Source organism: Hydrogenophaga sp. NFH-34 (assembly GCF_021401345.1).
Lineage (GTDB): Bacteria > Pseudomonadota > Gammaproteobacteria > Burkholderiales > Burkholderiaceae_C > Hydrogenophaga > Hydrogenophaga electricum.
Map to the genome: position 1 here is coordinate 67,882 of NZ_JACBGE010000021.1, position 24,279 is coordinate 92,160.

Genomic DNA, 24,279 nt, shown 5'->3' on the forward strand with positions numbered 1-24,279 from the left:
CTCCGCCGGGCCACAGGGTGCGTCCCCCCTCCCAGCGCCGCGCGGCGGCGCGCCAGAGAGGGGGGAAGCCGCCCCCGGCGGCGCAGGGGGGTGCGCTCTACTTCCTCCAGAAGTGCCCGGTGAAAAGCACCAGGAACGACAGCAGCTCCAGCCGGCCCAGCAGCATGGCGAAACTCAGGATGTTTAGCTGCAAGCTGGTCAGCACGCCATAGTGGCTGGACGGCCCCACCAGCCCCAGGCCGGGGCCGATGTTGTTGACCGTGGCCACCACGGCCGAAAACGCGGTCACGATGTCCAGCCCCGTGAACAGCAGCAACATGGTCAGGCCCATGGTGGCAGCGCCGTAGATCAGCATGAAGCCGAGCACGGCGTTCATCACCTGCGGCGGCACCACCTGATGGCCGAGCGTCACCGGGTTGACCACGCGCGGGTGGATGATGCGCACCAGCTCGCGCCGGGCCTGCTTAAGCAGCAGCACCATGCGCACCAGCTTGATCCCGCCGCCGGTCGAGCCCGCGCACGAGACGAACGTGCCCAGGAAGATCAGCAGCACCGGCGCGAACACCGGCCATTGCGCGTAGTCGGTGGTGGCGTAGCCGGTGGTGGTGGCGACCGAAATCACGTGGAACGCGCTCTTGCGCAGCGCTTCGCCGATGTCGGCGTACACCCCATGCACCATGAGCAGCACCGTGACCAGCACGATGGCCAGCGCCATCACGACCAGGTAGGTGCGGATCTCGCGGTCCTGCGTCAGCGGCTTGAGCGTGCGGTTGCGCAGCACGATGAAGTAGCGCACGAAGCTGATGCCCGAAATCACCATGAAAAACATGCTCACGTACTCGACGCGGTCGGACTGGAAGTAGCCCAGGCTCTCGTCGTGCGATGAGAGCCCGCCCAGCCCCATGGTCGTGCACATGTGCATGAAGGCGTCGGCCCAGCCCATGCCGGCCCAGCGGTAGGCCAGCAGGCAGGCAGCGGAAAACAGGAAGTACACGCCCCAGAGGCCGCGCGCCGTCTCGGCGATGCGGGGCGTGAAGCGGGTGTCCTTCATCGGCCCGGGCGTCTCGGCCTTGTAGAGCTGCACCCCGCCCAGGCCCAGCAGCGGCAGCACCGCCACCACCAGCAGCATGATGCCCAGCCCGCCCAGCAGCTGCAAGAAGCACCGCCACACGTTGACCGACACCGGCAGCGCATCCAGCCCGTTGAGCGCCGTGGCGCCCGTGGCGGTGAGGGCGCTCATGGCCTCGAAGTAGGCCTGGGTCCAGGTGATACCGGGCACGGTGAACATCAGCGGCACGGCCGAAAACGCCGGCAGCAGCAGCCACACCATGTTCACCAGCAGGAAGCCGTCCTTGGCCTGGAGTTCACGCCGGTGCGGTCGCGTCAGCATCCAGATGACCCAGCCACTGGCCAGCGCCAGCCCGAAAGCCCCCTCCCAGACAAAGCGGTAGCTCTCGTGGTCCTCGCTCCAGGCCCAGGCCAGCGGCACCAGGAAGGCGAACGAAAAGGCCACGAGCACACGCGAGAAGACGTTGAGGGCCGGCAGGATGCTGGTCATAAAAAAAGCGCAGACCGGAAAATGGGATCAGCCGAAGAACGTGGCGCTGACCTGGAACAGGCGCTCGACCTCACGCACCTGGCGCTTGTCCGGGATGAAGATGATGATGTGGTCGTCGGCCTCGATCAGGGTGTCGTGGTGCGGCATCAGCACCTGCGACTTGCGCCCCTGTCCGCGCACGATGGCGCCGAAACGCGCCCCGGCCGGCAGGCGGATCTCGTCGACACGGCGGCCCACGAGCCGCGAGGTCTTCACGTCGCCGCGCGCGATGCCTTCCAGCGCCTCGGCGGCACCGCGGCGCAGGCTGTGCACCGCCGCCACGTCGCCCCGGCGCAGATGCGCCAGCAGCTCGCCGATCACGGTCTGGGCTGGCGACACCGCGATGTCGATCGCGCCGCCCTGCATCATGTCGGCGTAGGCGCGGCGGTTGATCAGCGACATCACCCGGTTGGCGCCCATGCGCTTGGCCAGCATGGCCGACATGATGTTGTCCTCGTCGTCGCTGGTCAGGGCGATGAACATGTCCATATCGCCCACGTTTTCTTCGTGCAGCAGGTCCTCGTCGGCGCCGTCGCCCTGCAGGATCAGCGTGCTCGACGGCAACTGGCTGGCCAGGTACTCGCAGCGCTGGCGGTCGCGTTCGATGATCTTCACCTCGCACTGCCCGGCCAGGCTGCGCGCCAGCCGCAAGCCCACCTTGCCTCCGCCGGCGATCATCACGCGCTGCACCGGCTTGTCGATGTTGTGGATGGCCGCCAGCACCTGGCGGATCTGCTGCCTGTCGGCGAGCACGAACACCTCGTCGCCCGGCAGGATGCGGGTGCTGGGCTTGGCCTCCATCTCGGTGTCGAGCCGGTACAGCGCCACCACCCGCATCTCGGCGTGCGGAAAGCGGTCGCGCAACTCGCCGATGGTGTGCCCCACCACCGCCCCGCCCACCGCCGCGCGCACCACGATCAGGCAGGCCCGCTGCTGCGAGAACTCCACCACCTGCAGCGCTTCGGGATAACTGATGAGCTTGTGGATGTAGCGCGTGACCGACTCTTCCGGGCAGATCACGTTGTCCACCGCGAACCCGCTATTGCCCAGCAACTCGTCGCCTTCGACGAATTCGGGCGAGCGCAGGCGCGCGATGGTGGTGGGCACGTTGAACAGGTCGTGCGCCACCTTGCAGACCACCAGATTGGCCTCGTCGGCGGCCGCGCAGGCGATCACCATGTCGGCATCGCGGGCGCCGGCCTCCTGCAACACCGAGGGCTGGATGCCATTGCCGACCACGCCGCGCAGATCGAGCTTCTCTTCCAGCAGACGCAGGCGGCTGGGGTCCTGGTCGATGACGGTGATGTCGTTCTGCTCGGACACCAGGCTTTCGGCCACGCTTTCACCGACACGGCCTGCGCCCAGGATAATGATTTTCATGATGGGGAATTATCCCCCCCGCGCCACTGGACGGGTTCACCCCCGCCGCGCTTCGCGCGCCCCCTCAAAGGGGCGGCGCTGGCAGCCCGGCAGAACCGGTTCCGCGGGGCCCTGGCACGAACGGCCCTTCGCTCACAGCGCGCGCTGAATGATGATTTTCTGCACGTCGCTCGTGCCTTCGTAGATCTGGCAGACGCGCACATCGCGCCAGATGCGTTCGAGCGGGAAGTCGTTCACGTAGCCATAGCCGCCGAGCGTCTGGATCGCCGCCGAGCAGACCTGTTCGGCGGTTTCGCTGGCGAACAGCTTGGCCATCGCGGCCTCTTTCAAGCACGGCAGCCCCGCGTCGCGCAACGCGGCGGCGTGCCAGATCAGTTGCCGCGCCGCCTCCAGCTTCGTCGCGCATTCGGCGAGCCGGAAGCCCACCGCCTGGTGGTTGAAGATCGCGGTGCCGAAGCTCTGGCGCTCTTTGGCGTAGGCGATCGCCACGTCCAGTGCGCTGCGCGCCATGCCCACGCTTTGCGCCGCGATGCCGATGCGGCCGCCTTCGAGGGCCGACAGCGCGATCTTGTAGCCCTCGCCTTCCTGGCCGATCAGGTTCTCGGCCGGGATGCGGCAGTTGTCGAAGTTGATCTGCGCCGTGTCGCTGCTGTGCTGGCCGACTTTGTCTTCCAGCCGCGCGACCTGCCAGCCTGGGTTGTCGGTCGGCACCATGAAGGCGCTCATGCCCTTCTTGCCAGCTCCCTTGTCGGTCACGGCGATGACCACTGCCGCCTGGCCGTTCTTGCCCGAGGTGATGAACTGCTTGACGCCGTTGATGACGTATTCGTCGCCTTCGCGCACCGCCGTGGTCCGCAGGCCGGAGGCGTCCGAGCCCACGTGCGGCTCGGTCAGGCAGAAGGCACCCAGGATGTCACCGCGCGCCGCCGGCACCAGCCACTGCTGCTGCTGCGCGGGCGTGCCGTACTTCATCAGGATCGCGTTGTAGGGGCAGTTGGTGACGCTGATGGCGGTGCTGGTGCCGCCATCGCCGGCCGCGATCTCTTCCAGCACCAGGGCCAGCGTCAGGTAGTCCAGCCCGGCGCCGCCCAGTTCTTCGGGCACGCAGATGCCGTAGGCGCCCAGTTCGGCCAGCCCCTTGTGTACGTCCTTCGGGAAGTGGTGCTCCTTGTCCCATTTCGCAGCGTTGGGCCAGAGTTGCTCCTGCGCAAAGCTGCGCACGGCGTCGCGAATCATTTCCTGGTCTTGGGTCAGCAGCATGGTCAGAAAGCTCCGGGTTGGCGCACCACAGGGCGCCGATGTCTGTCTAGAAAAAGGCCACGCTCACCACCCACTCAGGCGGGTACCGTCGTGGTTGAAAAAACCGCCGTTATCGGCCGCCTGGGCCGCGGCCAGCGTGGCACGCAGGCCGGCGGCGCTGTCGCTCACCGACACGGGCGCCTGCTGGCCGCCCATGTCGGTCTGCACCCAGCCGGGGTGGAAGCACAGGAACAGTGCCCGCGGGTAGGCATGGCGCGCCGATGCCACCGCCATGTTGAGCGCCGCCTTGCTGACGCGGTAGAGCCAGGCCCCGCTGCCCGGCACGGTGCCGATCTGGCCCATCGCGCTGGAGAGAAAACCGAAGCGGCCGCCACCCGCATCGCGGCTGTCCTCCACGAGCGGGGCCACCTGCGGAATCACCTGCATGGCGCCAAGCACGTTGGCGTGCATCACGCGGTCGAACATCTCGCGCGTCGGCGGTTGCTGTGCATCGGTGCGGGCGCACATCACCCCGGCCACGTACCAGGCGCGGTCGATGCGCTCGCCGTCCAGTTGCCAGGCCAGACCGCTCACACTGGCGGGCTCGGCCACATCCAGGCGCAGCGTCTGGCAGCCCATAGCCTGCAAGGCTTGCAGGCCCGCATCGTCGCGCGCGGTCGCGATCACACGCTCGCCCGCGGTCAGGCTCTGCCGCGCCAGTTCGTGGCCGATGCCGCGCGAGGCACCGATGATCAAAGTGGTCGTCATGGGGTGTCCTGTCTGCAGCGGTTCAGGGCAGCCGGTCGGCCAGGCCTTCGGCCGCCAGTTGGGCCTGGTAACGGGCGCGCCTCGTCGTCCGTTTCGGTGACCACCGTGCTGCCCAGCTGGGCCCGCAGCATCGCGTTCATGGACGGGAAGGCGGCCGCGGCCGCCTGCGGTCGCCACACCCGCGCCCGCAGCAGCGCCTTGGGGCAGTGCAGGTAGGCCTCGCGCACCGTCACCTCGATCACGAGGCGCGGGCGCCAGCTTTGGCCTTCGGGCGCAAAACGTTCGGTATAGGCGGGTTCGTCGCGCAGACGCGCCGTGCCGTTGACCCGCAGCACCTCGTCCACCCCCGGCACCAGGAACAGCAGGCCGATGCGGGGATCGGCCAGCAGGTTCTCCAGCGTGTCGAGCCGGTTGTTGCCCGTGGCATCGGGGATCAGCAGCGTGTGGGCATCGGGCGCCAGCACGAAACTGGCCGGCCCGCCGCGCGGCGACGCGTCGAGCCCCGCCCCGTCGCCGCCTGCACTGGCCACCACACACAGCGGCGCCTGCGCCACGATGCGGCGCATGGTGGCGTCGAGGTGGCCAAGCTGCTTGGCCTGCGAACGGGGTGAGGCGCCCGGATACAGGCGCCGCAGCGCGTCCAGCGAATCGATCACAGCAGTTCCACCGCCATCGCGGTGGCTTCGCCGCCGCCGATGCACAGCGTCGCCACGCCCTTCTGCTTGCCCTTCGCGGCCAGCGCGTGCAGCAGGGTGACGATGATGCGGGCGCCCGACGCACCGATGGGGTGGCCCAGCGCGCAGGCGCCGCCATTGACGTTCACCTTCTCGTGCGGGATGTCCAGTTCGGTCATCAGCGCCATGGGCACCACGGCGAAGGCCTCGTTGATCTCCCACAGGTCCACATCGCCCACGCTCCAGCCGGTCTTGGTCAGCAGCTTCTGCGTGGCGCCCACCGGCGCGGTGGCGAACCAGTTGGGTTCCTGCGCGTGGGTGGCGTGGGCCACGATGCGCGCCAGCGGTTTCAGGCCCTGAGCCTTCGCCGTCGATTCCCGCATCAGCACCAGCGCGGCGGCGCCGTCGTTGATGGAGGAGGACGAGGCGGCGGTGATGGTGCCGTCCTTCTTGAACGCCGGCTTGAGCGAAGTGACCTTGTCGAGCTTGACCTTGCCCGGGCCTTCGTCCACCGAGACCACGCGCTCGCCGCTGCGGTCCTTGACCGTCACCGGCGCGATTTCCTTGGCGAAGGCGCCGCTCTCGGTGGCGGCCTTGGCGCGCGTCACCGAGGCAATCGCAAACGCGTCCTGCTGTTCGCGGGTGAAGCGGTACTTGGCGGCGCAGTCTTCGCCGAAGGTGCCCATACTGCGGCCGGGTTCGTAGGCGTCTTCCAGGCCGTCGAGCATCATGTGGTCGAAGATGCGGTCGTGGCCCATGCGGTAGCCGCCGCGGCCCTTGAGCATCAGGTAGGGCGCGTTGGTCATGCTCTCCATGCCGCCAGCGACCATCACCGTGGCGCTGCCGGCCAGCAGCATGTCGTGCGCCAGCATGGTGGCCTTCATGCCCGATCCGCACATCTTGGACAGCGTCACCGCGCCGGCCGACAGCGGCAGCCCACCCTTGAGCGCAGCCTGGCGCGCGGGCGCCTGTCCCTGGCCGGCCATCAGGCAGTTGCCGAACAGCACCTCGTCGACCAGCTCGGCCTTCACGCCAGCACGTTCAACCGCTGCTTTGATGGCGACGCCGCCCAGGTCGTGGGCGGACAGGCTGGCGAAGTCGCTCTGGAAGCTGCCCATGGGGGTGCGGGCGGCGCCGACGATGACGACGGGATCATTCATAACTTGTGCTCCTTACTAATGAAGTTTCTGATGTCTTCCACGGTATAGGGTGGATTTCTGAGATGCGCCACCGCGTGGCAATTTGCGCACAGTGGCACCATGTCGTTGATGGGGTCACTGGCGCCAGCCGACCCCATTGCAGACAGGGGGTTCAAGTGATGCACTTGAATGTAGTGAGACGCAACCGTCCCATATGTCACTCCGAAGCTAAAGCCACAGGCCTGGCAGGCGTACCCATGCTGCGCAAGGCATGTTCGCCGCGCACCATCACTTCGCTCATACCTTGTGGTTTGGGTCGCGATAGGGTGTCCTTCGAAGAACTCTACGATGTCAGGGTCACCTTCATTAGATGGCGTCTGAGCGACGCCATCATTCGTGCGGCCACAAAACGCTCTGGCGTATTCGACCAGCCCTTCTGAATGGCTGCGCCTGTGGATCGTCCCGTGCCTGACCCTTCCCGTTGACGTTTGAAGTGCCGCTTCCAGGTAGCGCTGATGAGCTGGCCACAGCCTTTCGTACCACTGACCAAGCTCCCCAGCCTGCTCAAATGACAGGAATACCACGTGCTGTGGCCCGGAGATGGGCTTGTACGAAATTACCCGAACATCTACATGTGATGATTGCTTCTGCGAGGCTTTGAGCACCTCGGAAGGCAGCTTTCCCAAAGTCAGCACCCGAACCGAACGCAAGTACCTACCACCAACAGGTTCGTCGCTTTCAACGACACCGCAAGTAAACGCTTCAACGATGCCCACATTGAGCCGAAACCGGTTGCCAAACAAGGTGACGGCCCATGCCTGGGAGGCTCTGCGCTCGACATAAGCGATTGAATCCAGCAGGCATCGGAGAACTTCATATCGTTGCGCCGCATGCGGGCAGATTGCGGACATCACGGCTGCTGCGTCAACGGCCGAACAGCGGTCCAATTTCTCGTTCCCTCGGGTCAATTGAGCAGCTCCTTGTTCTCCTCTGTGCAAAAGCGCCTCTCGCGCTCGTACGGGAACACGTCGGGCATGTGGCCAGCGGCGATGCGGGCCTGGTGGGCCTGCCAGAACGCGGGGTCGAGCAGGTCGGCGTGGTGCTCCAGGAAGGCTTGGCGCACCAGCGGGTTGCCCAGCAGGAAGGGGCCGAAGGTTTCGGGGAACACGTCGCGCGGGCCGACGGTGTACCAGGGTTCGCCCGACAGTTCGTCCGCGTCGTCGCGCGGTGGCGGCACGCGGCGGAAGTGGCAGTCGGTGATGTACTCGATTTCGTCGTAGTCGTAGAACACGACCTTGCCGGGCCGCGTGATGCCGAAGTTCTTCCACAGCATGTCGCCGGGAAAGATGTTGGCCGCCACCAGGTCCTTGATCGCGTTGCCGTATTCGGTCACGGCACGGCGGATCTGCGCGTGCGCCCGCTCCCGCGCCGCCTCGTCGGCCCCGCTGTCGGGCACCAGCACGTCGAAGGCTTCCTGCAGGTAAAGGTTGAGCGGGATCATGCGCCGCTCGATGTAGACGTGCCGCAGGATGACCTCGACGTTGCCGTCACCGTCGCGGTCGCTGATTTCGAGCTGGCTGGGCGCGTGCTTCTGGATTTCGGCGATCAACTCGTCGCTGAAGCGCGCACGCGGGAACCCGACCTCGGAGAACTCCAGTGTGTCGGCCATGCGGCCCACGCGGTCGTGGTGCTTGACCAGTTGGTACTTGGCGCGCACCTGTTCGCGCGTGGTGTCCTTGGGCGCCGGGAAATGGTCCTTGATGAGCTTGAACACAAAAGGAAAGCTCGGCAGGTCGAACACCAGCATCACCATGCCCTTGATGCCCGGCGCGATGCGGAAGCGGTCCGTGGAATGCCGCATGTGGAACAGGAAGTCGCGGTAGAACAGGGTCTTGCCCTGCTTGGCCAGGCCCAGCGCGTTGTAGAACTCGGCGCGCGGTTTGCGCGGCATCAGGCTGCGCAGGAACTGCACGTAGGCGCTGGGCACCTCCATGTCGACCATGAAGTAGGCCCGCGCGAAGCTGAACAGCATGAGCAGGTCGTCCTCGCCGAACAGCGCCGCGTCGACGAACAGCCGGCCCCGGTCGTTGTGCAGGATCGGCAGCGCGAACGGCACTTCCTGGAAGCCGTTGATGATCTTGCCGACGACGTAGGCACCCTTGTTGCGGAAGAACAGCCCCGAGAGCACCTGGAACTGGCAGTTGGCCCTCAGGCGGCTGTGGTCGAAGTGGCGCTTCATCGCCGCCAGCACCCGGGCCGCGTCGCCGGCCAGGTCCTCGAAAGGCACACGCAGGTCGAAGTCTTCGAGCAGATGCCGCACGTCGGCCAGCATGCTGTCTGGCGTCGGGTAGTAGCAGCGGTAGGTGGGCGCCGCGCGCGGCTCTTCGTTTTCGATGTACTCGGTCGACACCGCCGGGCGCACGAAGATGAAGTCGTTCTGGAAGTAGGCGCGCTTGAGGATCTTGGTCGTGACCGAGTTGAAGAAGGTCTCGGCCAGCTCGGGCTGGTGGTGGTTGACCAGCAGCCCGATGTAGTGAAGCTTGACCTGCTCCCACACCGGCATGGGCTGGGCGTCGGCCCTGAACTCTTTGACCAGCCGCTGCAGGCATTCGCGCACGCGCAGGTCGTAGAACTCGATGCGTTCGCGCTGCGCGCGCTGCTGGGCCGGCCAGTCGCGCGTCTCGAAGCGGTGCTGCGCGCGCGCGGACTCGGCACGGAACAACCGGTAATGCCGGTTGAACCCGTCCATCATCGCCTTGGCGATGTCGTAGGCCACGGAAGAATCCAGCCGCTGCGGAAACATGGCCTACATGCGGGTGTCACCCGCCCATGGGGTAACGTTTGAGCGCGGTGCGGAACACGCCCATGACCTCGCCGGGGTGGCTCATGCTCACCCCGAGGTCTTTGACTTTGCCGTCCTTGAGACCGTAGCACCAGCCGTGCACCGACACCTTCTGGCCCCGCGCCCAGGCATCCTGGATCACGTTGGTCAACGCCACGTTGCCCACCTGCTCGATCACGTTCATCTCGCACAGCACGTCTTCCTGCGCTTCGAGCGGCAGGTGTTCCAGGCGCTTGCGGTGGCGGATCATCACGTCGTGCACATGGCGCAGCCAGTTGTCGGCCAGGCCCACACGCATGCCCTTGAGCGTGGCCAGCACACCGCCGCAGCCGTAATGCCCCACCACCAGGATGTGCTCGACCTTGAGGTAGTCGACCGCGAACTGGATCACCGACAGCGCGTTCAGATCCGAGTGCACGATCACGTTGGCCACGTTGCGGTGCACGAACACCTCACCAGGCGCCAGCCCGATCACCTGGTTCGCCGGAACGCGGCTGTCGGAGCAGCCGATCCACAGGTATTTGGGGCTTTGCTGCTGGGCCAGGGTGTGAAAAAAACCCGGGCGCTCGAGCTCCACCTGCTCGGCCCAGCGGTGGTTGGCATCGATGAGATTTTGGACGGTTGAGTTCATGCCGCGATTGTGACCCACGCCCGCACGGTCAATCTTGCGTGGCGTGGTTGCCCATGGTTGCCCGCAGGTGTTCAGCAGGTCTCGGCAAACAGCTCGCGGCCGATCAGCATGCGGCGGATTTCGCTCGTGCCCGCGCCGATTTCGTAGAGCTTGGCATCGCGCCACAGGCGGCCCAGCGGGTACTCGTTGATGTAGCCGTTGCCGCCGTAGATCTGCACGCCCTCGCCGGCCATCCAGGTCGCCTTTTCGGCCGTCCAGAGGATGACCGAGGCGCAGTCCTTGCGCACCTGGCGCACGTGCTCGGTGCCCAGCAGGTCCAGGTTCTTGGCCACGGTGTAGGCGAAGCTGCGGGCCGCCTGCAGCACGGTGTACATGTCGGCCACCTTGCCCTGGATCAGCTGGAATTCGCCGATGCTCTGGCCGAACTGCTTGCGGTCGTGGATGTAGGGGATGACGTTGTCCATGACCGCCTGCATGATGCCCAGCGGACCACCGGTGAGCACGGCGCGCTCGTAGTCCAGCCCCGACATCAGCACCTTGGCGCCCATGTTCAGGCCGCCCAGGATGTTCTCGGCCGGCACCTCGACGTCCTGGAACACCAGCTCGCCGGTGTGGCTGCCGCGCATGCCCAGCTTGTCGAGCTTCTGCGCGATGGAAAAACCCTTCATGCCCTTTTCGATCAGGAACGCGGTGACGCCGCGCGCGCCCATCTCCGGTTCGCTCTTGGCATAGACCACCAGCGTGTCGGCATCGGGGCCGTTGGTGATCCACATCTTGCTGCCGTTGAGCAGGTAGTAGCCGCCCTTGTCCTCGGCCTTGAGCTTCATGCTGATGACGTCGGAGCCGGCGCCGGGTTCGCTCATGGCGAGCGCGCCCACATGTTCGCCGCTGATGAGCTTGGGCAGGTACTTGGCCTTCTGCTCGGGCGTGCCGTTGCGGTTGATCTGGTTCACGCACAGGTTGCTGTGCGCGCCATAGCTCAGGCCCACCGAGGCACTGGCGCGGCTGATCTCTTCCATGGCCACCATGTGCGCCAGGTAGCCCATGTTGGCGCCGCCGTACTGCTCGGGCACGGTGATGCCCAGCACGCCCAGCTCGCCCATCTTGCGCCAGCAGTCCATCGGGAACTGGTCGCTGCGGTCGATTTCGGCGGCACGGGGGGCGATCTCGGCCTGGGCAAAGTCGCGCACCGCATCGCGCAGGGCGTCGATGTCTTCACCGAGCTGGAAGTTGAGGCCGGGCAGGTTGTTCATGAAGGCTCCTGGAGTCGGGGTCAAAAAGGTCGGAAAAGCAAACAGTCAGCCGGCAATGCCTTCGCGGCCGATCACCGCCATGAGCGTGCAGCCCATGGTGGCGATCAGTTTCTCGCGGCCGCCGTCGATGGCATAGGCCTGGCCTTCGCAGACGGTGACAGTGCGGCCCGGCTTGATCACCGTGCCGAGCATGCGAAAGCGTTCGCCCTGGGCGGGCGCCAGCAGGTTGATCTTGAATTCGATGGTCAGCACGGCGGCGTCGGTCGGCATCAGCGAAAACCCGGCGTAACCACAGGCCGAGTCGAGCGCGGTCGACACCATGCCCGCGTGCAGGAAACCGTGCTGCTGCGTCAGCGGCTCGGCCCAGGGCAGCGTGATCTCCACCTGACCGGGCCGCACGGCCGCCAGCGTGGCGCCCAGGGTGCGCATGGCGGCCTGGCGCGCGAAGCTGGCGCGCACCCGCTGTTCAAAGTCCGGGGCACGGGGTTCGAAAGACGGGGTCATGGCTGTCTCCTGGTGCAACGCGCCTCTGCGGGCTGGGTTTTTTTGATTTACGTTTACGTAAACGTCAATTATGCGGCATGCCCGCCCCCGCGCCAAGCCCCGCGCCGCGTGCCCGCTATGCTCGGGCCATGCCCTACACCCTGCCGGCCGCTGCCCACAGCGAGCTGGTCATCAAAAAGAGCCGATTCATCGGCTGCGTCGAGCCCGTCCCGGACCGGGCCGCCGCACGGGTCCGCGTGGCCGCGCTGCGCACCGAACACCCCACCGCCTCGCACGTGTGCTGGGCGCTCATGGCCGGCGGGCACTCGGCCGCCCACGACGACGGCGAGCCCGGCGGAACGGCCGGTCGGCCCATGCTGGAAGTGCTGCGGCACCAGGATCTGGAAGGCGTGCTGGCCACGGTCGTGCGCTACTACGGCGGCACGCCGCTGGGTGCGGGCGGCCTGGTGCGCGCCTACACCGACAGCGTGGCCCAGGCCCTGCTCACCGCCCGGAAAGTGCCGGTGATCCGCCCCACCACGCTGCACTGCGTGGTGCCCTACGCCCTCGAGGGCTGGCTGCGGCGCGAACTGGCCACGCACGACGCCACCTTGCTGGCCGCGCAACACGGCGCCCACGTGACGGTGACCCTGCAACTTCCCGAGCCCCAGGGCCCGGCGCTGCGGGCGCGGCTGAACGAAGCGGGCCAGGGCCAGGTGGTCTGGCTGGAGCCGGACGCCCCGGCCGGCTGAGGCCCCTCAGCCCTGCGGCGACGGGCCGTCGGGTGGCCCGGCCTTTTCGACCTTGGCGAGCAGCGCCCGCGCCTCCTTCTCGTGCACCTTCACCTCGTCGAGGTTGGCCATCAGATCGGCCAGCTGGTCTTCGAGCTGGCGCTTGTGGTCGGCCAGCACCGTCAGGAACTTGCGCAGTTGCGGCCCGGTGTCGCGCGGGCTGTCGTACATGTCGATGATGTCCCGGGCCTCGGTCAGCGACAGGCCCAGGCGCTTGGCGCGCAGCGTGAGCTTCAGGCGCGTGCGGTCGCGCGAGCTGTAGACCCGGTTGCGCCCGCCTGGCCCCTCGCGCTGCGGCTGGATCAGCCCCATGTCTTCATAGAAGCGGATGGCGCGCGTGGTCAGGTCGAACTCGCGCGCGAGATCGCTGATGGTGTAGGTGCTCGGAGGGGTCGCCATGGGGACGTGTCGGGCCGTGCGCAGCTTCGTAGAATGACAGTGGATTGACGTTTACGTCAACGTCAGTTTAACGGAACCGCCCTGCGCATGACCCCACCCACCAAAGACGATCTGGAAGCCCGGCTGCATTACCCGCTGGCCGACACCCTGCCCGAGCCGGGCCGCAGCCTCGAAGTGGCGCCGGGCATCCGCTGGCTGCGCATGCCGCTGCCCTTCGCGCTGGACCACATCAACCTCTGGCTGCTGCGCGACACGATCGATGGCGTCGACGGCTGGACGGTGGTCGACTGCGGCATTGCCCGGGACACGCTGCGCACGCTCTGGGAGCAGGTGTTCACGCACGAACTGCAGGGCCTGCCCGTGCTGCGCGTGATCGTCACCCACATGCACCCGGACCACATCGGTCTGGCGCACTGGTTGTGCGAACGCTGGAGCACGCCCGAACGCGCCTGCCCGCTCTGGATCAGCGCCACCGACTACCACCTCGCCCGCCTCGGCACCCAGGGCCCGACCGCCTTCGGTGGCGACAGCGCGGCGGCCTTCTTCCAGGCCCATGGCCTGACCGATCCGGACGCGCTGGCGCAGGTCCGCGCACGCACCAGCTATTTCCCCAGCCTCGTGCCCAGCGTGCCGCCGCGTTTTCACCGCCTTCTGGACGGCATGCCGGTGACCATCGGCGGCCGGGTCTGGCGCTGCATCGCCGGCTATGGCCACGCGCCGGAGCACATGGCGCTGTACAGCGACGCGGCCGGCGTGCTGATCAGCGGCGACATGGTGTTGCCGCGCATCAGCACCAACGTGAGCGTGTACGACAGCGAGCCCGAAAGCGATCCGCTGACCCTGTTCCTGGACTCGCTGGAACGCTACCGGCCGCTGCCGCCCGACACCCTCGTGCTGCCCTCGCACGGCAAACCGTTCACCGGTTTGCAAGAACGCATCCAGCAGCTGCAGGACCACCATGCCGAGCGCCTGACCGAGGTGGTGGCCGCCTGCCGCACACGCCCGATGAGCGCGCACGACATCCTCCCGGTGCTCTTCACCCGCGCCCTCGACCTGCACCAGACCACCTTTGCCATGGGCGAATCGGTCGCGCACCTGCACCGGCTGTGGTTTGCGGGGCAGCTGCGGCGCAGGCATGACGCCGACGGCGTCTACCGCTTCGCAGCGGTCTGAACGATGACCCGGCTTCGCCGCTGGCGCGGCAGGTGATCCGGTCCAGGCGCAGCGGCCCTATTCCCCCAGCGGCACCGCAGCCTGCTGCAAGGCCTTGCGGCGCTGCGCGTGGTCGGGCATCACGCTGGCCACCACATCCCAGAACTGCGGACTGTGGTCCATGTGGCGCAGGTGGCTGAGTTCGTGCACCACCACATAGTCCAGCATGTCCGGGCTCAGGTGGATCAACCGCCAGTTCAGGCGGATGGTGCCGTCGGCGCTGGCACTGCCCCAGCGGGTGCCGGCGCTCGACAGCCGCAGGCGCGTGTAGCGCACCCCGAGCAGCGGCGCAAAGTGGTCCAGGCGCTGCACGAACAGCGGCTGCGCCTGGCGCATCAGCCAGGCCTGCGCCGCGTCGCGGATCTGGGCCTCGCTCGCGGTCTTGGGCAGGCCCAGCCGCAGGCGCGCCGGTGCGCCGTCATCGCCCGCACACAGCTCGGCGCCCACGCTGGCGAAACCGTGCGCGGGGTCAAGCTGCAACAGGACCCGCTGGCCCAGGTAGTGAAACTCGGCACCGTCGGCCCACACGGTGCGGGCCCGCGCCAGTTCGCCCGCGCGGGCCTGGGCTTTCTGCAGCTTTTCCAGCACCCAGGCCGACTTGGCCTGCAGCAAGGCCTCCACCTCACCCAGCGGCGTCCAGCGCGGCGCGCTGACCGTCAGCCCGTCGGCGCCGACACTCAGGCCGATGGTGCGGCGTTTGCCACGCTTGAATTCGTAGGCAACGTCGCAATGCCCCAGGCGCAGCAGGCGGTTGGCCCGGGGATGGTGCCAGGTGCCGGGCTGGAACACCGCGTGCAGCGGTTCCGCCGGGGGCGCAGAGACCGGTGGCAGGGAAGGTGCGGGAGGCGATGGCGCCGGCATCGGGGCCCGCGCCGGGTCGGGCCCGGCCAGGAAGTCCAGCGCCAGTTGCACGAAGCGCTGCATGGAACGCCTCAGGCCTGGGCCGGCGCCGGATAGGCCGACGGGTCCAGCCGGCGCATTTCAGCCTCGATCCAGGCCTCCACCTCGCGCATCAGCTCGTCGGGTTCGCGGCCCGCACTGGGGATGGGTTTGCCGATCGAAAACTCCACCGTGCCCGGGCGTTTGATGAAGGCCTTGCGCGGCCAGCATTTGGCCGACGTCACGGCCACCGGGATCACCGGCGCCCCGGTGGCGATGGCGAGCCGGGTGCCGCCGCTTTTGTAGTGCCCCTTCTGGCCGCGGTCGATGCGCGTGCCTTCGGGGAACATGATGACCCAGGTGCCCTGCGACAGCAGGCGCCTGCCCTGCGCCACCACCCGGTTGAAGGCCTGCGCACGCTTGCTGCGATCGATGTGGATCATGTCCAGCCGGCCCATGGCCCAGCCGAAGAACGGCACGTAGAGCAGTTCCTTCTTGAACACGTAGGCCAGGGGGTGCGGCATCAGCCCGGGCATGCAGAAGGTCTCCCAGGTGGACTGGTGCTTGACCAACAGCACGGCCGGTGCCTGGCTGTCCACGGGCAGGTTCTCGTAGCCGATGACGTGGTTGCGGATGCCCAGGATCACCTTGCCGCCCCACACCGCCGTGTTCAGCCAGCCCACGCACATGGCGTAGACGCGCTGCCGGCTCAGGAACGGGGAGGCCACCACCACCGCCAGGGCCCAGGGCACCACGGTGACGGCCATGAACAGCAGGTGCAGGACGGATCGGATCAGGTTCATGCGAAAACAGCAAACATGCGGTCAGTTGGGGGCCACAACCCGGCCTTCGGCGGGTTCATCCTGCGCCAGCAGCCAGTCGGCAAACGCCGGGAGGCTGTCGTGCACCTGGGTGCCGGGGGGCAGTTGGGGCAGTTCGGGGGCGTTGGCCATCAAGAGCGAGCCGGGCGCGGCGCGCAGGTGTTCGGATTTGCCCGTCAGCAGCAAATGGGCCGGGCAGCCGGCCGCCGCCGCCGCGTGCACGTGCCGCAAGGCGTTGCCGGCGGCCGGCACCTGCGCCAGCGGCACGCCGAAACGCCGGCCGATCTGCTCGAACAGGCCGGGCGCCGGTTTGCGGCAGTGGCAGGCATCTTCGGGCGCGTGCGGGCAGAAGAACACCGCCTCGACCCGTGCGCCCACCGCCGCCAGCTGGCGGTGCATCTTGGCGTGCACGGCGTTGAGCGCGGCGATGTCGAAGGTGCCACGCCCGATGCCGCTCTGGTTGGTGGCCAGCACCACGCGCCAGCCCCCGTGGTTGAGCCGCGCCACCGCTTCCAGCGCGCCGGGCAGCGCCTCCCACTCGTCGGGCGAGGCCACGTAGTCGTCGCGGTTGCGGTTGAGCGTGCCGTCGCGATCGAGGATCAGCAGCTTCATGCGAGGCTCCCGAAAAAGGGCTGCAGCAGACTGCCGGCCCGAAGCCGGCGCTGCGCCAGTGCCCTGCCCGCCCCGGCCTTCAGGCAGCAACCGGCGAAGCGGTGGCGCAGGCCCATGGTCAAGCCGCCAGGCGCGACAGATCGGCCACGCGGTTCATGGCCTCGTGCAGCGCCTTCAACAGCCCCAGGCGGTTGGCCTTGAGTGCCGGGTCGTCGGCGTTGACCATCACGCCGTCGAAGAAGGCGTCGACCGGCGTGCGCAGCGCGGCCAGGGCTTGCAGGCTGGCGGTGTAGTCGCCGGCGTCGAACTTCGCGCTGGCAGCGGGCACGGTGGCCTGCATGGCGGCGTAGAGGTCTTTTTCTGCGGGTTCGGCGAACAGCGCCGGATTCACCGCAGCGCCCTCGCCTTCGGACTTCTTGAGGATATTGCCGATGCGCTTGTTGGCGGCGGCCAGTGCGGGCGCTTCAGGCAGCGCGGCGAAGGCGCGCACGGCCTGCAGGCGCTGGGCCACGTCGGCCAGACGCTGCGGACGCAGGGCCAGCACGGCGTCGACTTCATTGCTGGAATATCCAGCTGACACTGTTGTACCAGTGTTCCCTGCAGCCGCACCTTCAATGGGGGCTGCAGGGAAAATCAACTCCGAATCTATGTATCCGCGCAGACGGTCGTAGATGAAGTCGGCCAGGGCCGGCGTGGCGTCGCTGATCTTGTCGCCGAAAGCGGGCAGCGCGCCTGCCAGCAGCGCGGTCAACGCCAGCGGCAGGTCCTTCTCCACCAGCATCCGGATCACCCCCAGCGCATGCCGGCGCAGCGCGAACGGGTCCTTGTCGCCGGTCGGCAGGTTGCCGATGCCGAACATGCCGACCAGCGTCTCCAGCTTGTCGGCCAGCGCCACCACCACACCGGTCACCGTGCGCGGCAGTTCGTCGCCCGCGAAGCGCGGCTTGTAGTGGTCTTCGATCGCGAAGGCGATGTCGTCACCCAGGCCATCGTGGCGCGCGTAGTAGCCGCCCATGATGCCCTGCAGCTCGGGGAACTCGCCCACCATGTCGGTCAGCAGATCGGTCTTGGCCAGGCGCGCGGCGGTGTCGGCGCTCTGCGCCAGGGCGTCGCCGCCGAGCTGCTGGCCGATGGCGCGCGCAATCGCACGCACACGTTCGACGCGCTCGCCCTGCGTGCCCAGCTTGTTGTGATAGACCACCTTGCCCAGCCCTTCGACGCGGCTTTCCAGCGTCTTCTTGCGGTCCTGGTCGAAGAAGAACTTGGCGTCGGCCAGGCGCGGGCGCACCACGCGCTCGTTGCCGCCGATCACCGCGCTCGCGTCGGCCGGGCTGATGTTGCTGACCACCAGGAATTTATTGGTCAGCTTGCCGGCCGCGTCCAGCAGCGGGAAGTACTTCTGGTTGGCCTTCATCGTGAGGATCAGGCACTCCTGCGGCACGGCCAGGAATTCGGGCTCGAACTGGCAGGTCAGCACGTTGGGGCGCTCGACCAGCGCGGTCACCTCGTCGAGCAGCGCGTCGTCCTCGATCGGCTGGCAGCCCCCGCCGATCTGGGCGGCGGCAGCGGCCAGTTGGCGCGCGATCTCAGCCTTGCGTTCGGCGAAGGACGCGATCACCGCGCCGTCTTTCGCCAGCGTGGCCGCATACGCGTCGGCATCGGCCAGCAGCACCGGGTCCATGGCGGCTTCAAAACGGTGGCCGTGGGTGGTGTTGCCAGCGGTCAGGCCCAGGGCCTTGACCGGCACCACGTCGGCGCCGTGCAGTGCCACCAGGCCGTGGGCCGGCCGCACGAAGTGCACGCTGCTCCAGCCCGGCTGCTCGCAGTCGGTTTCGAGCTGGTAGGTCATGACCTTGGGAATGGGCAGCTTGGCGATGGCCTCATGAAGCGCCTTCTGCAGGCCTTCGGCGAGGTCGACACCCGGCTGCACGCTGTCGAAGAACAGCGCTTCGGCCCTGCCGTCCATGGCGCGCTTGAGACCCGACACGGCCGAGGCACCGGCACCCAGACCGGCCAGGCGCTTGAGCAGCGCGGGCGTGGGCTGGCCATCAGCGGTCAGACCGACGCTGACGGGCATGAGTTTTTGCGACACGGCCTTGTCGGCGGCCTTGGCGGCGACACCGGTCACATGCACGGCCAGACGGCGCGGCGAGGCAAACGGCGTCACCACCGCATCGGCAGCGGCCAGGCCCTGCACCTTGAGCTGGTCGGCCAGCACGCTGGCGAAAGCGTCCCCCAGTTTCTTGAGCGCCTTGGGCGGCAGCTCTTCCACGAACAGTTCGACGAGGAGGTTCTTCGTTGTCATTTTTGTGCGCTCCCGCTCAGGCGGCTTTCTTCTGTTCGGCCTTGGCCAGTTCGGCCAGCACTTCGTCGCTCCAGGCCTTGGGCGCCATGGGGAAGCCCAGGCGGGCGCGGCTGTCGAGGTAGCTGCGCGCCACCTTGCGGGCCAGATCGCGGATGCGGCCGATGTAGGCAGCGCGCTCGGTCACCGAAATCGCACCGCGCGCGTCCAGCAGGTTGAAGCTGTGCGCGCACTTGAGCACCTGCTCGTAGGCCGGCAGCGCCAGTTGCTGTTCCATCAGGTACTTGGCCTGCTTTTCGTGCGCACCGAAGGCGGTGAACAGGAAATCGGCGTCGGCATGCTCGAAGTTGTAGGCCGACTGCTCTTTCTCGTTCTGCAGGTAGACGTCGCCGTAGCTCAGGGTGTCCGTCCACTTCAGGTTGTAGACGTTGTCCACGCCCTGCAGGTACATGGCCAGGCGCTCCAGGCCGTAGGTGATCTCGCCGGTGGCGGGCTTGCAGTCGATGCCGCCCACCTGCTGGAAGTAGGTGAACTGCGTCACTTCCATCCCGTTGAGCCAGACTTCCCAGCCCAGGCCCCAGGCGCCCAGCGTGGGGTTTTCCCAGTCGTCCTCGACGAAGCGGATGTCGTTCTTCTTCAGATCGAAGCCCAGCGCTTCGAGCGAGCCCAGGTACAGCTCCAGGATGTTGCTGGGGGCGGGCTTGAGCACCACCTGGTACTGGTAGTAATGCTGCAGGCGGTTGGGGTTCTCGCCGTAGCGGCCGTCCTTGGGGCGGCGGCTGGGCTGCACGTAGGCGGCCTTCCAGGGCTCGGGGCCGATGGCGCGCAAAAAGGTGGCGGTGTGGCTGGTGCCGGCGCCCACTTCCATGTCGTAGGGCTGGAGCAGTGCGCAGCCCTGGGCATCCCAGTAAGACTGCAGCTTGAGAATGATCTGTTGGAAGGTCAACATCGTCGAGCGCGGCGGCCATCGGCCCACCGAAAAGAAGGAGACCCAGCAAAAACAGCCGGCGCGGACAGCCCGTCACCGGCAAGGGTCAAACCCGTGATTTTAGGCGCCGACCCGGGGGCGCCGCGCGCGGGTGGGCCACAAAAGGGCCGCCAGTGCCAACCCCAGGCACCCGATCCACAGCGGCCACAGCCCCCAGCGCGAGGCCCAGCGGGCGTAGAGCGTGAGACCGCTGCGGCCTTCCACCGTCACGTCGAGCCGGTCTCGGGTCAGGCGCGGCAGTTGCGCCACCACGCGCCCGGTGTGATCGATGGCCGCCGTGGCCCCGGTGTTGGTGGCCCGCAGCATGGGCCGGCCAAGCTCCATGGCGCGCAGGCGCGAGATCTGCAAATGCTGGTCGATGGCGACCGAATCGCCGAACCAGCCGATGTTGCTCACGTTGACCAGCACCGTGGGCGCGGTGGCCGGGTCCTGGAACGCGGCCGCCAGTTCTTCACCGAACAGATCCTCGTAGCAGATGTTGGGCGCCAGCCGCTGTCCGGCCCAGCCCCACGGCGCCTGCGGCAGCGCCCCCCGGCCGAAATCGCCCAGGGGGATGTTCATCAGGTCGGTGAACCAGCGGAACAGTGGCGGGATGAATTCGCCGAAGGGCACCAGATGGTGCTTGTCGTAGCGGTAGAAGCCCACGGCAGGCGGCTGGGCCTGCAGCAGATCGCTGCGCCCGGTGTCGGCCAGCAGCCGCCGTGCGCGCTCGGCCCGATCCGGGGCAATGCCCCAGACCGAATTGGTGTACCCCGCGTCCAGGCTGCCCAGCGGCAGGCCCGCCAGCCAGCCCGGCTGTGGCCCGGTGGCAGCGTCCGGCGGCGTGAGCAAGGCCTCCCAGAAGGCCGGCTCCAGCTGCGCCGGCAGCAGCGGCAGCGCGGTTTCGGGCGCCACCACCAGTTGGGGCCGCTGCGCAGGCGCGGCCCGTTGCGCCTCGGCAAACTGGGCCGGGTACCACGTCAGCGCCTGCGCGATGCCGGTGCCGGCCTCGAATTTTTCGTCCTGCGCGATGTTGCCCTGCAGCAGCCAGGCCCGCAGGGCGCCGGTGGACTCGGTGTTCTGTGCCCCCGTCCCCAGCATCCGGGGCGCCATGGCCAGGACCACCAGACCGCCGAAGGCCGCCGCCGCTTTCAGCGAGAAGCCCCCGGAACGTCCTGCTCCGCTGGCGGCGGCCGCGGTTCTGGCCGAAAACGGCACGGCCAGGGCGTACGCCAGCCCGGCCGACAGAAAGCCCATGCCGTAGACCCCGACCCAGGGCGCCCACACGCCCAACGCCTCCACCTGCGCATAGCCCCCCGCGCCCCAGGGGAAGCCCGTGAACCAGGTGCCACGCAGCAGCTCGGCCAGGGTCCACAGCGCGGCAAACAGCAAGCCCTGGCGCCAACGGCCGTACGGCGCCCAGCGACAGAGCACGCCAGCGGCCACCGCGTAGTACAGCGCCAGGAACCCGGCCAGGGCCAGCACCGCCAGCGCCGCCAGCGGTGCGGGCAGCCCCCCGTAGGTGTGCATGGAAATGAACAGCCACCAGAACGTGCCGGCCAGCCAGGCGGTGGCAAACACCCACGCCCGCCACACGGCCTGCCTCACCCGCCAGGCATGGCGCAAAGCCAGCACCAGCAGGGCCAGCGACACGATCTGCAGCCCGCCCGAGGGCTGCCCTGCAGCCAGACCCGGCGGTACCCAAGCCGTCAGCGGCCAGGCCAGCGAAGCGGCTTGCAAGGCACCGGCCAGCACGCACAGCAGGAACCAGCCCACACCGTGTCCGCGCGCCGGCCGCCCGGGTGCCTGGCCGCTGAACGGCGAGAAGCCCGACGGGGGGTGCAGATTGCCGAACAGGCTGCGCATCAGACCGAAACCACCTCGACCACCGGCTCAATCGCGCTCGGCCGTCGGCATCGCCTTGAACCAGCGCACCGCGCCGCCCTTGGCGTGCAGCACCACCAGTTGAAGACCATCCAGGTCGTACACCTCGCCCCGCTTGGGCACATGGCCCAGCGTGTGCGCCACCAGGCCGCCCAGGGTGTCGAAATCGTTCACCGACAGGTGTTGGCCGAAAGCCTCGTTGAAACGTTCAAGTGGTGTGTCGCCACTCACGCGCCATGTGCCGTCGGCCAGGGCGAAGATTTCGCCGTTGTCTTCGGCCACATCGAATTCGTCCTCGATCTCGCCGACGATTTCTTCCAGCACATCTTCGATGGTGATGAGCCCGGCCACGCGGCCGAACTCGTCGATCACGATGGCGAGATGGTTGCGGTTGCCGCGGAACTCGCGCAGCAGATCGTTGAGGCCCTTGTTCTCGGGCACGAACACCGCCGGGCGCAGCAGGGCGCGGATGTTCAGGGCCGGCGAGCGCTGCAGCTTGAGCAGGTCCTTGGCCAGCAGGATGCCAATGATGTTCTCGCGCTCCCCTTCGTACACCGGAAAGCGCGAGTGCGCGGTGTCGATGACCAGGTGCAGCAGTTCGTCGTAGGGAGCGTGGATGTCGAGCACGTCCATGCGCGGCGCGGCCACCATCACGTCGCCGGCCGACATGTCGGCGATGCGGATCACGCCTTCGAGCATCACACGCGACTCGGCGTTGATGATGTCGTTGTCCTCGGCGTCGGCCAAGGCCCCGATCAGCTCGTCCTTGGAATCCGGTCCAGGGTGGATGAACTCCGCGAGCTTCTGCAGGAAACTGCGCTTGTCTTTGCTGTCTTCATGCCGCAGGCTGCTGCGCTGCGGCCCCGGACTGGGGGGGTGGTCGGCCACTGAACGTCATCGGCTGGTTGAACTGCGGCAAAGGATACCGCAAGGCCATGACGGCGGCCAACGCCGGGGTCCAGGGGGCCCGCCTCAGCGCACCCGCTCGCGGGAATCCCGCACGCCCTGGCGGATTTCCTGCAACAGGGCAAGCGCATCGCGGAAATGCCGCGCCTGCGCCTTGAGGTGGTAATCGGTCAGGCCGGTCTGCTCGTGCCAGAACGCGGTCACGCGCGAATCGAAGTCGGCCGGCGGCAGGCGCAGATGGGCTTCGGCCTCCGAGCCTTCGCGCACCACGTGAGCGCCGCCCTTGCGCGCGATCTTGAGCATGGCCGTGTTTTCCGACAGCGCATGGATGAACAGCAGGCTGACGCCTTCGTTGCGCGCGTGCATGACCGCCCGCTCGAACAGCCGGCTGCCGTATCCACGTCCGCGCGCGCTGGCCGACACGGACACGCCGAACTCGGCGCAGGCCGTGCAGTCCGGGTCGACCGAGAACGCCAGATGCGCCATGGCGATGAGTTCAAGCCGGCGATTGAAGATGCCGAACAGCTCGTCGCGGTCGAAGCGCAGGCCATCGACATAACGGCCGATCTGCTCGTCGTTGGCGGCGTAGCCGAAACGCAGGTAGCGGTCGTGTTCACCCAGCGCCAGCAGGTGGGCACGAATGCGATCGGCATGGGCCGGCCCGAGCGAACGGATGGGCACCGCGACCGGGGCCCGTGCGGCGGGCACGGCCTCTGACAGCGAAGTGTCATCCGCCGGAGACGGGGCGCCCGATGCCACGGATTTGAGCCACTGAACAGGATCGAACATGACCTGAAATCTAAGGGTTGCCCCTCAGTTCCTGAAAGACCAATCGGACACAACACCGGAAAGATCGACAGACGGGTGACTTGACACCCCGTTGGGGTTCTTCATGTTGTTGCAGTGCAGCATTTTACCGTCAGCCACCGGTAAGCCGACACCCCGGGCAGGCCGATTCCCTGTCGGCGCCGGGGGTTTTGGTGATCAGACTGGCAGGGCCGTGGTGGCTTTGACACGGTCCATGACAAAGCTGGTCTTGCAATCCTGGACGCTGGGGTGCTTGAGCAGGGTGTCCATCATGAAGCGCGAATAGGCCGCCATGTCGGCCACCACCAGCCGCAGCAGAAAGTCCATCTCGCCTGTGAGCGCCACGCAATCCACCACTTCGGGCCAGGTCAGCACGCTGGCGCGGAATTCGTCCATGGGGTTGCGCTTGGCCGCTCCGGTGTGCTTTTCCAGCCGCACGTTGACGTAAGCCGTCAGGCCCAGGCCCACCGATTCGGGCCGCACCAGGGCCACATAGCGGTCGATGACCTTGTGCTCTTCCAGGCGGCGCACGCGCCGCAGCACGGCGCTCGGCGACAGGCCCACGGCTTCGGCGATCTGGTCATAGGTGGCGCGGCCATCGGCCTGCAGGCTGCGCAGAATGTGGCGGTCGAGCTTGTCAAGCGCTGGCATGTCCATCATTTTGCAGTATTCCTGCATTCGAGAAGAAAGATG

The 24,279-nt window shown here is 67.5% G+C and carries 23 protein-coding genes; 2 read left to right on the plus strand and 21 right to left on the minus strand.

Features of this window, described 5'->3' with window-relative positions; translation table 11 throughout:
• Nucleotides 1-97: 97 nt before the first annotated feature.
• From L0977_RS18925 to L0977_RS18975, 11 genes are all read right to left on the minus strand, one after another.
• Nucleotides 98-1,558 (minus strand): TrkH family potassium uptake protein, encoded by a 1,461-nt coding sequence (locus tag L0977_RS18925; protein WP_234266419.1) that lies wholly within the window; start codon nt 1,556-1,558, stop codon nt 98-100.
• A gap of 27 nt (nt 1,559-1,585) precedes the next feature.
• Nucleotides 1,586-2,977: a Trk system potassium transporter TrkA gene (trkA, locus tag L0977_RS18930; protein WP_234266420.1), complete on the minus strand. Its 1,392-nt coding sequence runs from the start codon at nt 2,975-2,977 to the stop codon at nt 1,586-1,588.
• 132 nt (nt 2,978-3,109) lie between these two features.
• The gene (locus tag L0977_RS18935) at nt 3,110-4,237 is read right to left on the minus strand and encodes an acyl-CoA dehydrogenase family protein (protein ID WP_234266421.1); all 1,128 of its coding nucleotides are present in this window, start codon (nt 4,235-4,237) and stop codon (nt 3,110-3,112) included.
• 63 nt (nt 4,238-4,300) lie between these two features.
• A complete protein-coding gene (locus L0977_RS18940) occupies nt 4,301-4,984 on the minus strand; it encodes an SDR family oxidoreductase (RefSeq protein WP_234266422.1) in 684 nt (227 codons plus the stop codon).
• Entirely contained in the window at nt 4,981-5,640 is a 660-nt protein-coding gene (locus L0977_RS18945) for an MSMEG_1061 family FMN-dependent PPOX-type flavoprotein (RefSeq protein ID WP_234266423.1), read from the minus strand. Before L0977_RS18945 ends, L0977_RS18940 begins: the two co-directional genes overlap by 4 nt.
• Nucleotides 5,637-6,818: an acetyl-CoA C-acyltransferase gene (locus L0977_RS18950; RefSeq protein ID WP_234266424.1), complete on the minus strand. Its 1,182-nt coding sequence runs from the start codon at nt 6,816-6,818 to the stop codon at nt 5,637-5,639. The genes L0977_RS18945 and L0977_RS18950 overlap by 4 nt, the downstream gene beginning before the upstream one ends.
• Nucleotides 6,815-7,708, minus strand: a complete 894-nt coding sequence (locus tag L0977_RS18955; protein ID WP_234266425.1) for an HNH endonuclease — start codon at nt 7,706-7,708, stop codon at nt 6,815-6,817. Before L0977_RS18955 ends, L0977_RS18950 begins: the two co-directional genes overlap by 4 nt.
• 53 nt (nt 7,709-7,761) lie before the next feature.
• On the minus strand, nt 7,762-9,600 hold the full coding sequence (gene aceK, locus L0977_RS18960; RefSeq protein WP_234266426.1) for a bifunctional isocitrate dehydrogenase kinase/phosphatase: 1,839 nt from the start codon (nt 9,598-9,600) through the stop codon (nt 7,762-7,764).
• Nucleotides 9,601-9,616: 16 nt separating this feature from the next.
• The gene (gene can, locus L0977_RS18965) at nt 9,617-10,270 is read right to left on the minus strand and encodes a carbonate dehydratase (RefSeq protein ID WP_234266427.1); all 654 of its coding nucleotides are present in this window, start codon (nt 10,268-10,270) and stop codon (nt 9,617-9,619) included.
• A 71-nt stretch (nt 10,271-10,341) separates the two neighbouring features.
• The gene (locus L0977_RS18970; protein ID WP_234266428.1) at nt 10,342-11,523 is read right to left on the minus strand and encodes an isovaleryl-CoA dehydrogenase; all 1,182 of its coding nucleotides are present in this window, start codon (nt 11,521-11,523) and stop codon (nt 10,342-10,344) included.
• A gap of 45 nt (nt 11,524-11,568) precedes the next feature.
• Nucleotides 11,569-12,027: a PaaI family thioesterase gene (locus L0977_RS18975; protein WP_234266429.1), complete on the minus strand. Its 459-nt coding sequence runs from the start codon at nt 12,025-12,027 to the stop codon at nt 11,569-11,571.
• Between the two features lie 128 nt (nt 12,028-12,155).
• Between L0977_RS18975 and L0977_RS18980 the strand changes: the two genes are divergently transcribed.
• The gene (locus tag L0977_RS18980; RefSeq protein ID WP_234266430.1) at nt 12,156-12,758 is read left to right on the plus strand and encodes an IMPACT family protein; all 603 of its coding nucleotides are present in this window, start codon (nt 12,156-12,158) and stop codon (nt 12,756-12,758) included.
• Between the two features lie 6 nt (nt 12,759-12,764).
• Here L0977_RS18980 and L0977_RS18985 read toward each other — a convergent pair whose 3' ends face one another.
• Nucleotides 12,765-13,196 carry a MerR family transcriptional regulator gene (locus L0977_RS18985; RefSeq protein WP_234266431.1) on the minus strand — a complete coding sequence of 144 codons (432 nt, stop codon included), beginning with the start codon at nt 13,194-13,196 and terminating at the stop codon, nt 12,765-12,767.
• A gap of 87 nt (nt 13,197-13,283) precedes the next feature.
• Between L0977_RS18985 and L0977_RS18990 the strand changes: the two genes are divergently transcribed.
• Nucleotides 13,284-14,369 carry an MBL fold metallo-hydrolase gene (locus tag L0977_RS18990; protein ID WP_234266432.1) on the plus strand — a complete coding sequence of 362 codons (1,086 nt, stop codon included), beginning with the start codon at nt 13,284-13,286 and terminating at the stop codon, nt 14,367-14,369.
• A gap of 57 nt (nt 14,370-14,426) precedes the next feature.
• Here the strand turns inward: L0977_RS18990 and L0977_RS18995 are convergent, their stop codons facing one another.
• The 9 genes from L0977_RS18995 to L0977_RS19035 all read right to left on the minus strand — a co-directional run bounded on the left by L0977_RS18995 (nt 14,427) and on the right by L0977_RS19035 (nt 24,237).
• On the minus strand, nt 14,427-15,332 hold the full coding sequence (locus tag L0977_RS18995; protein WP_234266433.1) for a M48 family metallopeptidase: 906 nt from the start codon (nt 15,330-15,332) through the stop codon (nt 14,427-14,429).
• Between the two features lie 8 nt (nt 15,333-15,340).
• Complete coding sequence (locus tag L0977_RS19000; protein ID WP_234266434.1) at nt 15,341-16,090, minus strand: lysophospholipid acyltransferase family protein; 750 nt, start codon at nt 16,088-16,090, stop codon at nt 15,341-15,343.
• Nucleotides 16,091-16,111: 21 nt separating this feature from the next.
• Nucleotides 16,112-16,720 (minus strand): D-glycero-beta-D-manno-heptose 1,7-bisphosphate 7-phosphatase, encoded by a 609-nt coding sequence (gmhB, locus tag L0977_RS19005; protein ID WP_234266435.1) that lies wholly within the window; start codon nt 16,718-16,720, stop codon nt 16,112-16,114.
• Nucleotides 16,721-16,838: 118 nt separating this feature from the next.
• Nucleotides 16,839-19,025 carry a glycine--tRNA ligase subunit beta gene (gene glyS, locus L0977_RS19010; RefSeq protein ID WP_234266436.1) on the minus strand — a complete coding sequence of 729 codons (2,187 nt, stop codon included), beginning with the start codon at nt 19,023-19,025 and terminating at the stop codon, nt 16,839-16,841.
• A 16-nt stretch (nt 19,026-19,041) separates the two neighbouring features.
• Complete coding sequence (glyQ, locus tag L0977_RS19015; protein ID WP_234266437.1) at nt 19,042-19,971, minus strand: glycine--tRNA ligase subunit alpha; 930 nt, start codon at nt 19,969-19,971, stop codon at nt 19,042-19,044.
• 99 nt (nt 19,972-20,070) lie between these two features.
• The gene (lnt, locus tag L0977_RS19020) at nt 20,071-21,855 is read right to left on the minus strand and encodes an apolipoprotein N-acyltransferase (RefSeq protein WP_234266438.1); all 1,785 of its coding nucleotides are present in this window, start codon (nt 21,853-21,855) and stop codon (nt 20,071-20,073) included.
• A 27-nt stretch (nt 21,856-21,882) separates the two neighbouring features.
• Nucleotides 21,883-22,719: a transporter associated domain-containing protein gene (locus L0977_RS19025; protein ID WP_267966512.1), complete on the minus strand. Its 837-nt coding sequence runs from the start codon at nt 22,717-22,719 to the stop codon at nt 21,883-21,885.
• 126 nt (nt 22,720-22,845) lie between these two features.
• Nucleotides 22,846-23,568 carry a GNAT family N-acetyltransferase gene (locus L0977_RS19030; RefSeq protein ID WP_234266440.1) on the minus strand — a complete coding sequence of 241 codons (723 nt, stop codon included), beginning with the start codon at nt 23,566-23,568 and terminating at the stop codon, nt 22,846-22,848.
• A 195-nt stretch (nt 23,569-23,763) separates the two neighbouring features.
• The gene (locus tag L0977_RS19035; protein WP_234266450.1) at nt 23,764-24,237 is read right to left on the minus strand and encodes an Lrp/AsnC family transcriptional regulator; all 474 of its coding nucleotides are present in this window, start codon (nt 24,235-24,237) and stop codon (nt 23,764-23,766) included.
• Between the last annotated feature and the right edge of the window lie 42 nt (nt 24,238-24,279).

Coding starts and splice junctions, on each gene's coding strand:
- L0977_RS18925 (WP_234266419.1), bottom strand. CDS start 1,558: ATGACCAGCATCCTGCCGGCCCTCAACGTCTTCTCGCGTGTGCTCGTG.
- trkA (WP_234266420.1), bottom strand. CDS start 2,977: ATGAAAATCATTATCCTGGGCGCAGGCCGTGTCGGTGAAAGCGTGGCC.
- L0977_RS18935 (WP_234266421.1), bottom strand. CDS start 4,237: ATGCTGCTGACCCAAGACCAGGAAATGATTCGCGACGCCGTGCGCAGC.
- L0977_RS18940 (WP_234266422.1), bottom strand. CDS start 4,984: ATGACGACCACTTTGATCATCGGTGCCTCGCGCGGCATCGGCCACGAA.
- L0977_RS18950 (WP_234266424.1), bottom strand. CDS start 6,818: ATGAATGATCCCGTCGTCATCGTCGGCGCCGCCCGCACCCCCATGGGC.
- L0977_RS18955 (WP_234266425.1), bottom strand. CDS start 7,708: ATGTCCGCAATCTGCCCGCATGCGGCGCAACGATATGAAGTTCTCCGA.
- aceK (WP_234266426.1), bottom strand. CDS start 9,600: ATGTTTCCGCAGCGGCTGGATTCTTCCGTGGCCTACGACATCGCCAAG.
- can (WP_234266427.1), bottom strand. CDS start 10,270: ATGAACTCAACCGTCCAAAATCTCATCGATGCCAACCACCGCTGGGCC.
- L0977_RS18970 (WP_234266428.1), bottom strand. CDS start 11,523: ATGAACAACCTGCCCGGCCTCAACTTCCAGCTCGGTGAAGACATCGAC.
- L0977_RS18975 (WP_234266429.1), bottom strand. CDS start 12,027: ATGACCCCGTCTTTCGAACCCCGTGCCCCGGACTTTGAACAGCGGGTG.
- L0977_RS18980 (WP_234266430.1), top strand. CDS start 12,156: ATGCCCTACACCCTGCCGGCCGCTGCCCACAGCGAGCTGGTCATCAAA.
- L0977_RS18985 (WP_234266431.1), bottom strand. CDS start 13,196: ATGGCGACCCCTCCGAGCACCTACACCATCAGCGATCTCGCGCGCGAG.
- L0977_RS18990 (WP_234266432.1), top strand. CDS start 13,284: ATGACCCCACCCACCAAAGACGATCTGGAAGCCCGGCTGCATTACCCG.
- L0977_RS18995 (WP_234266433.1), bottom strand. CDS start 15,332: ATGCAGCGCTTCGTGCAACTGGCGCTGGACTTCCTGGCCGGGCCCGAC.
- L0977_RS19000 (WP_234266434.1), bottom strand. CDS start 16,090: ATGAACCTGATCCGATCCGTCCTGCACCTGCTGTTCATGGCCGTCACC.
- gmhB (WP_234266435.1), bottom strand. CDS start 16,720: ATGAAGCTGCTGATCCTCGATCGCGACGGCACGCTCAACCGCAACCGC.
- glyS (WP_234266436.1), bottom strand. CDS start 19,025: ATGACAACGAAGAACCTCCTCGTCGAACTGTTCGTGGAAGAGCTGCCG.
- glyQ (WP_234266437.1), bottom strand. CDS start 19,971: ATGTTGACCTTCCAACAGATCATTCTCAAGCTGCAGTCTTACTGGGAT.
- lnt (WP_234266438.1), bottom strand. CDS start 21,855: ATGCGCAGCCTGTTCGGCAATCTGCACCCCCCGTCGGGCTTCTCGCCG.
- L0977_RS19030 (WP_234266440.1), bottom strand. CDS start 23,568: ATGTTCGATCCTGTTCAGTGGCTCAAATCCGTGGCATCGGGCGCCCCG.
- L0977_RS19035 (WP_234266450.1), bottom strand. CDS start 24,237: ATGCCAGCGCTTGACAAGCTCGACCGCCACATTCTGCGCAGCCTGCAG.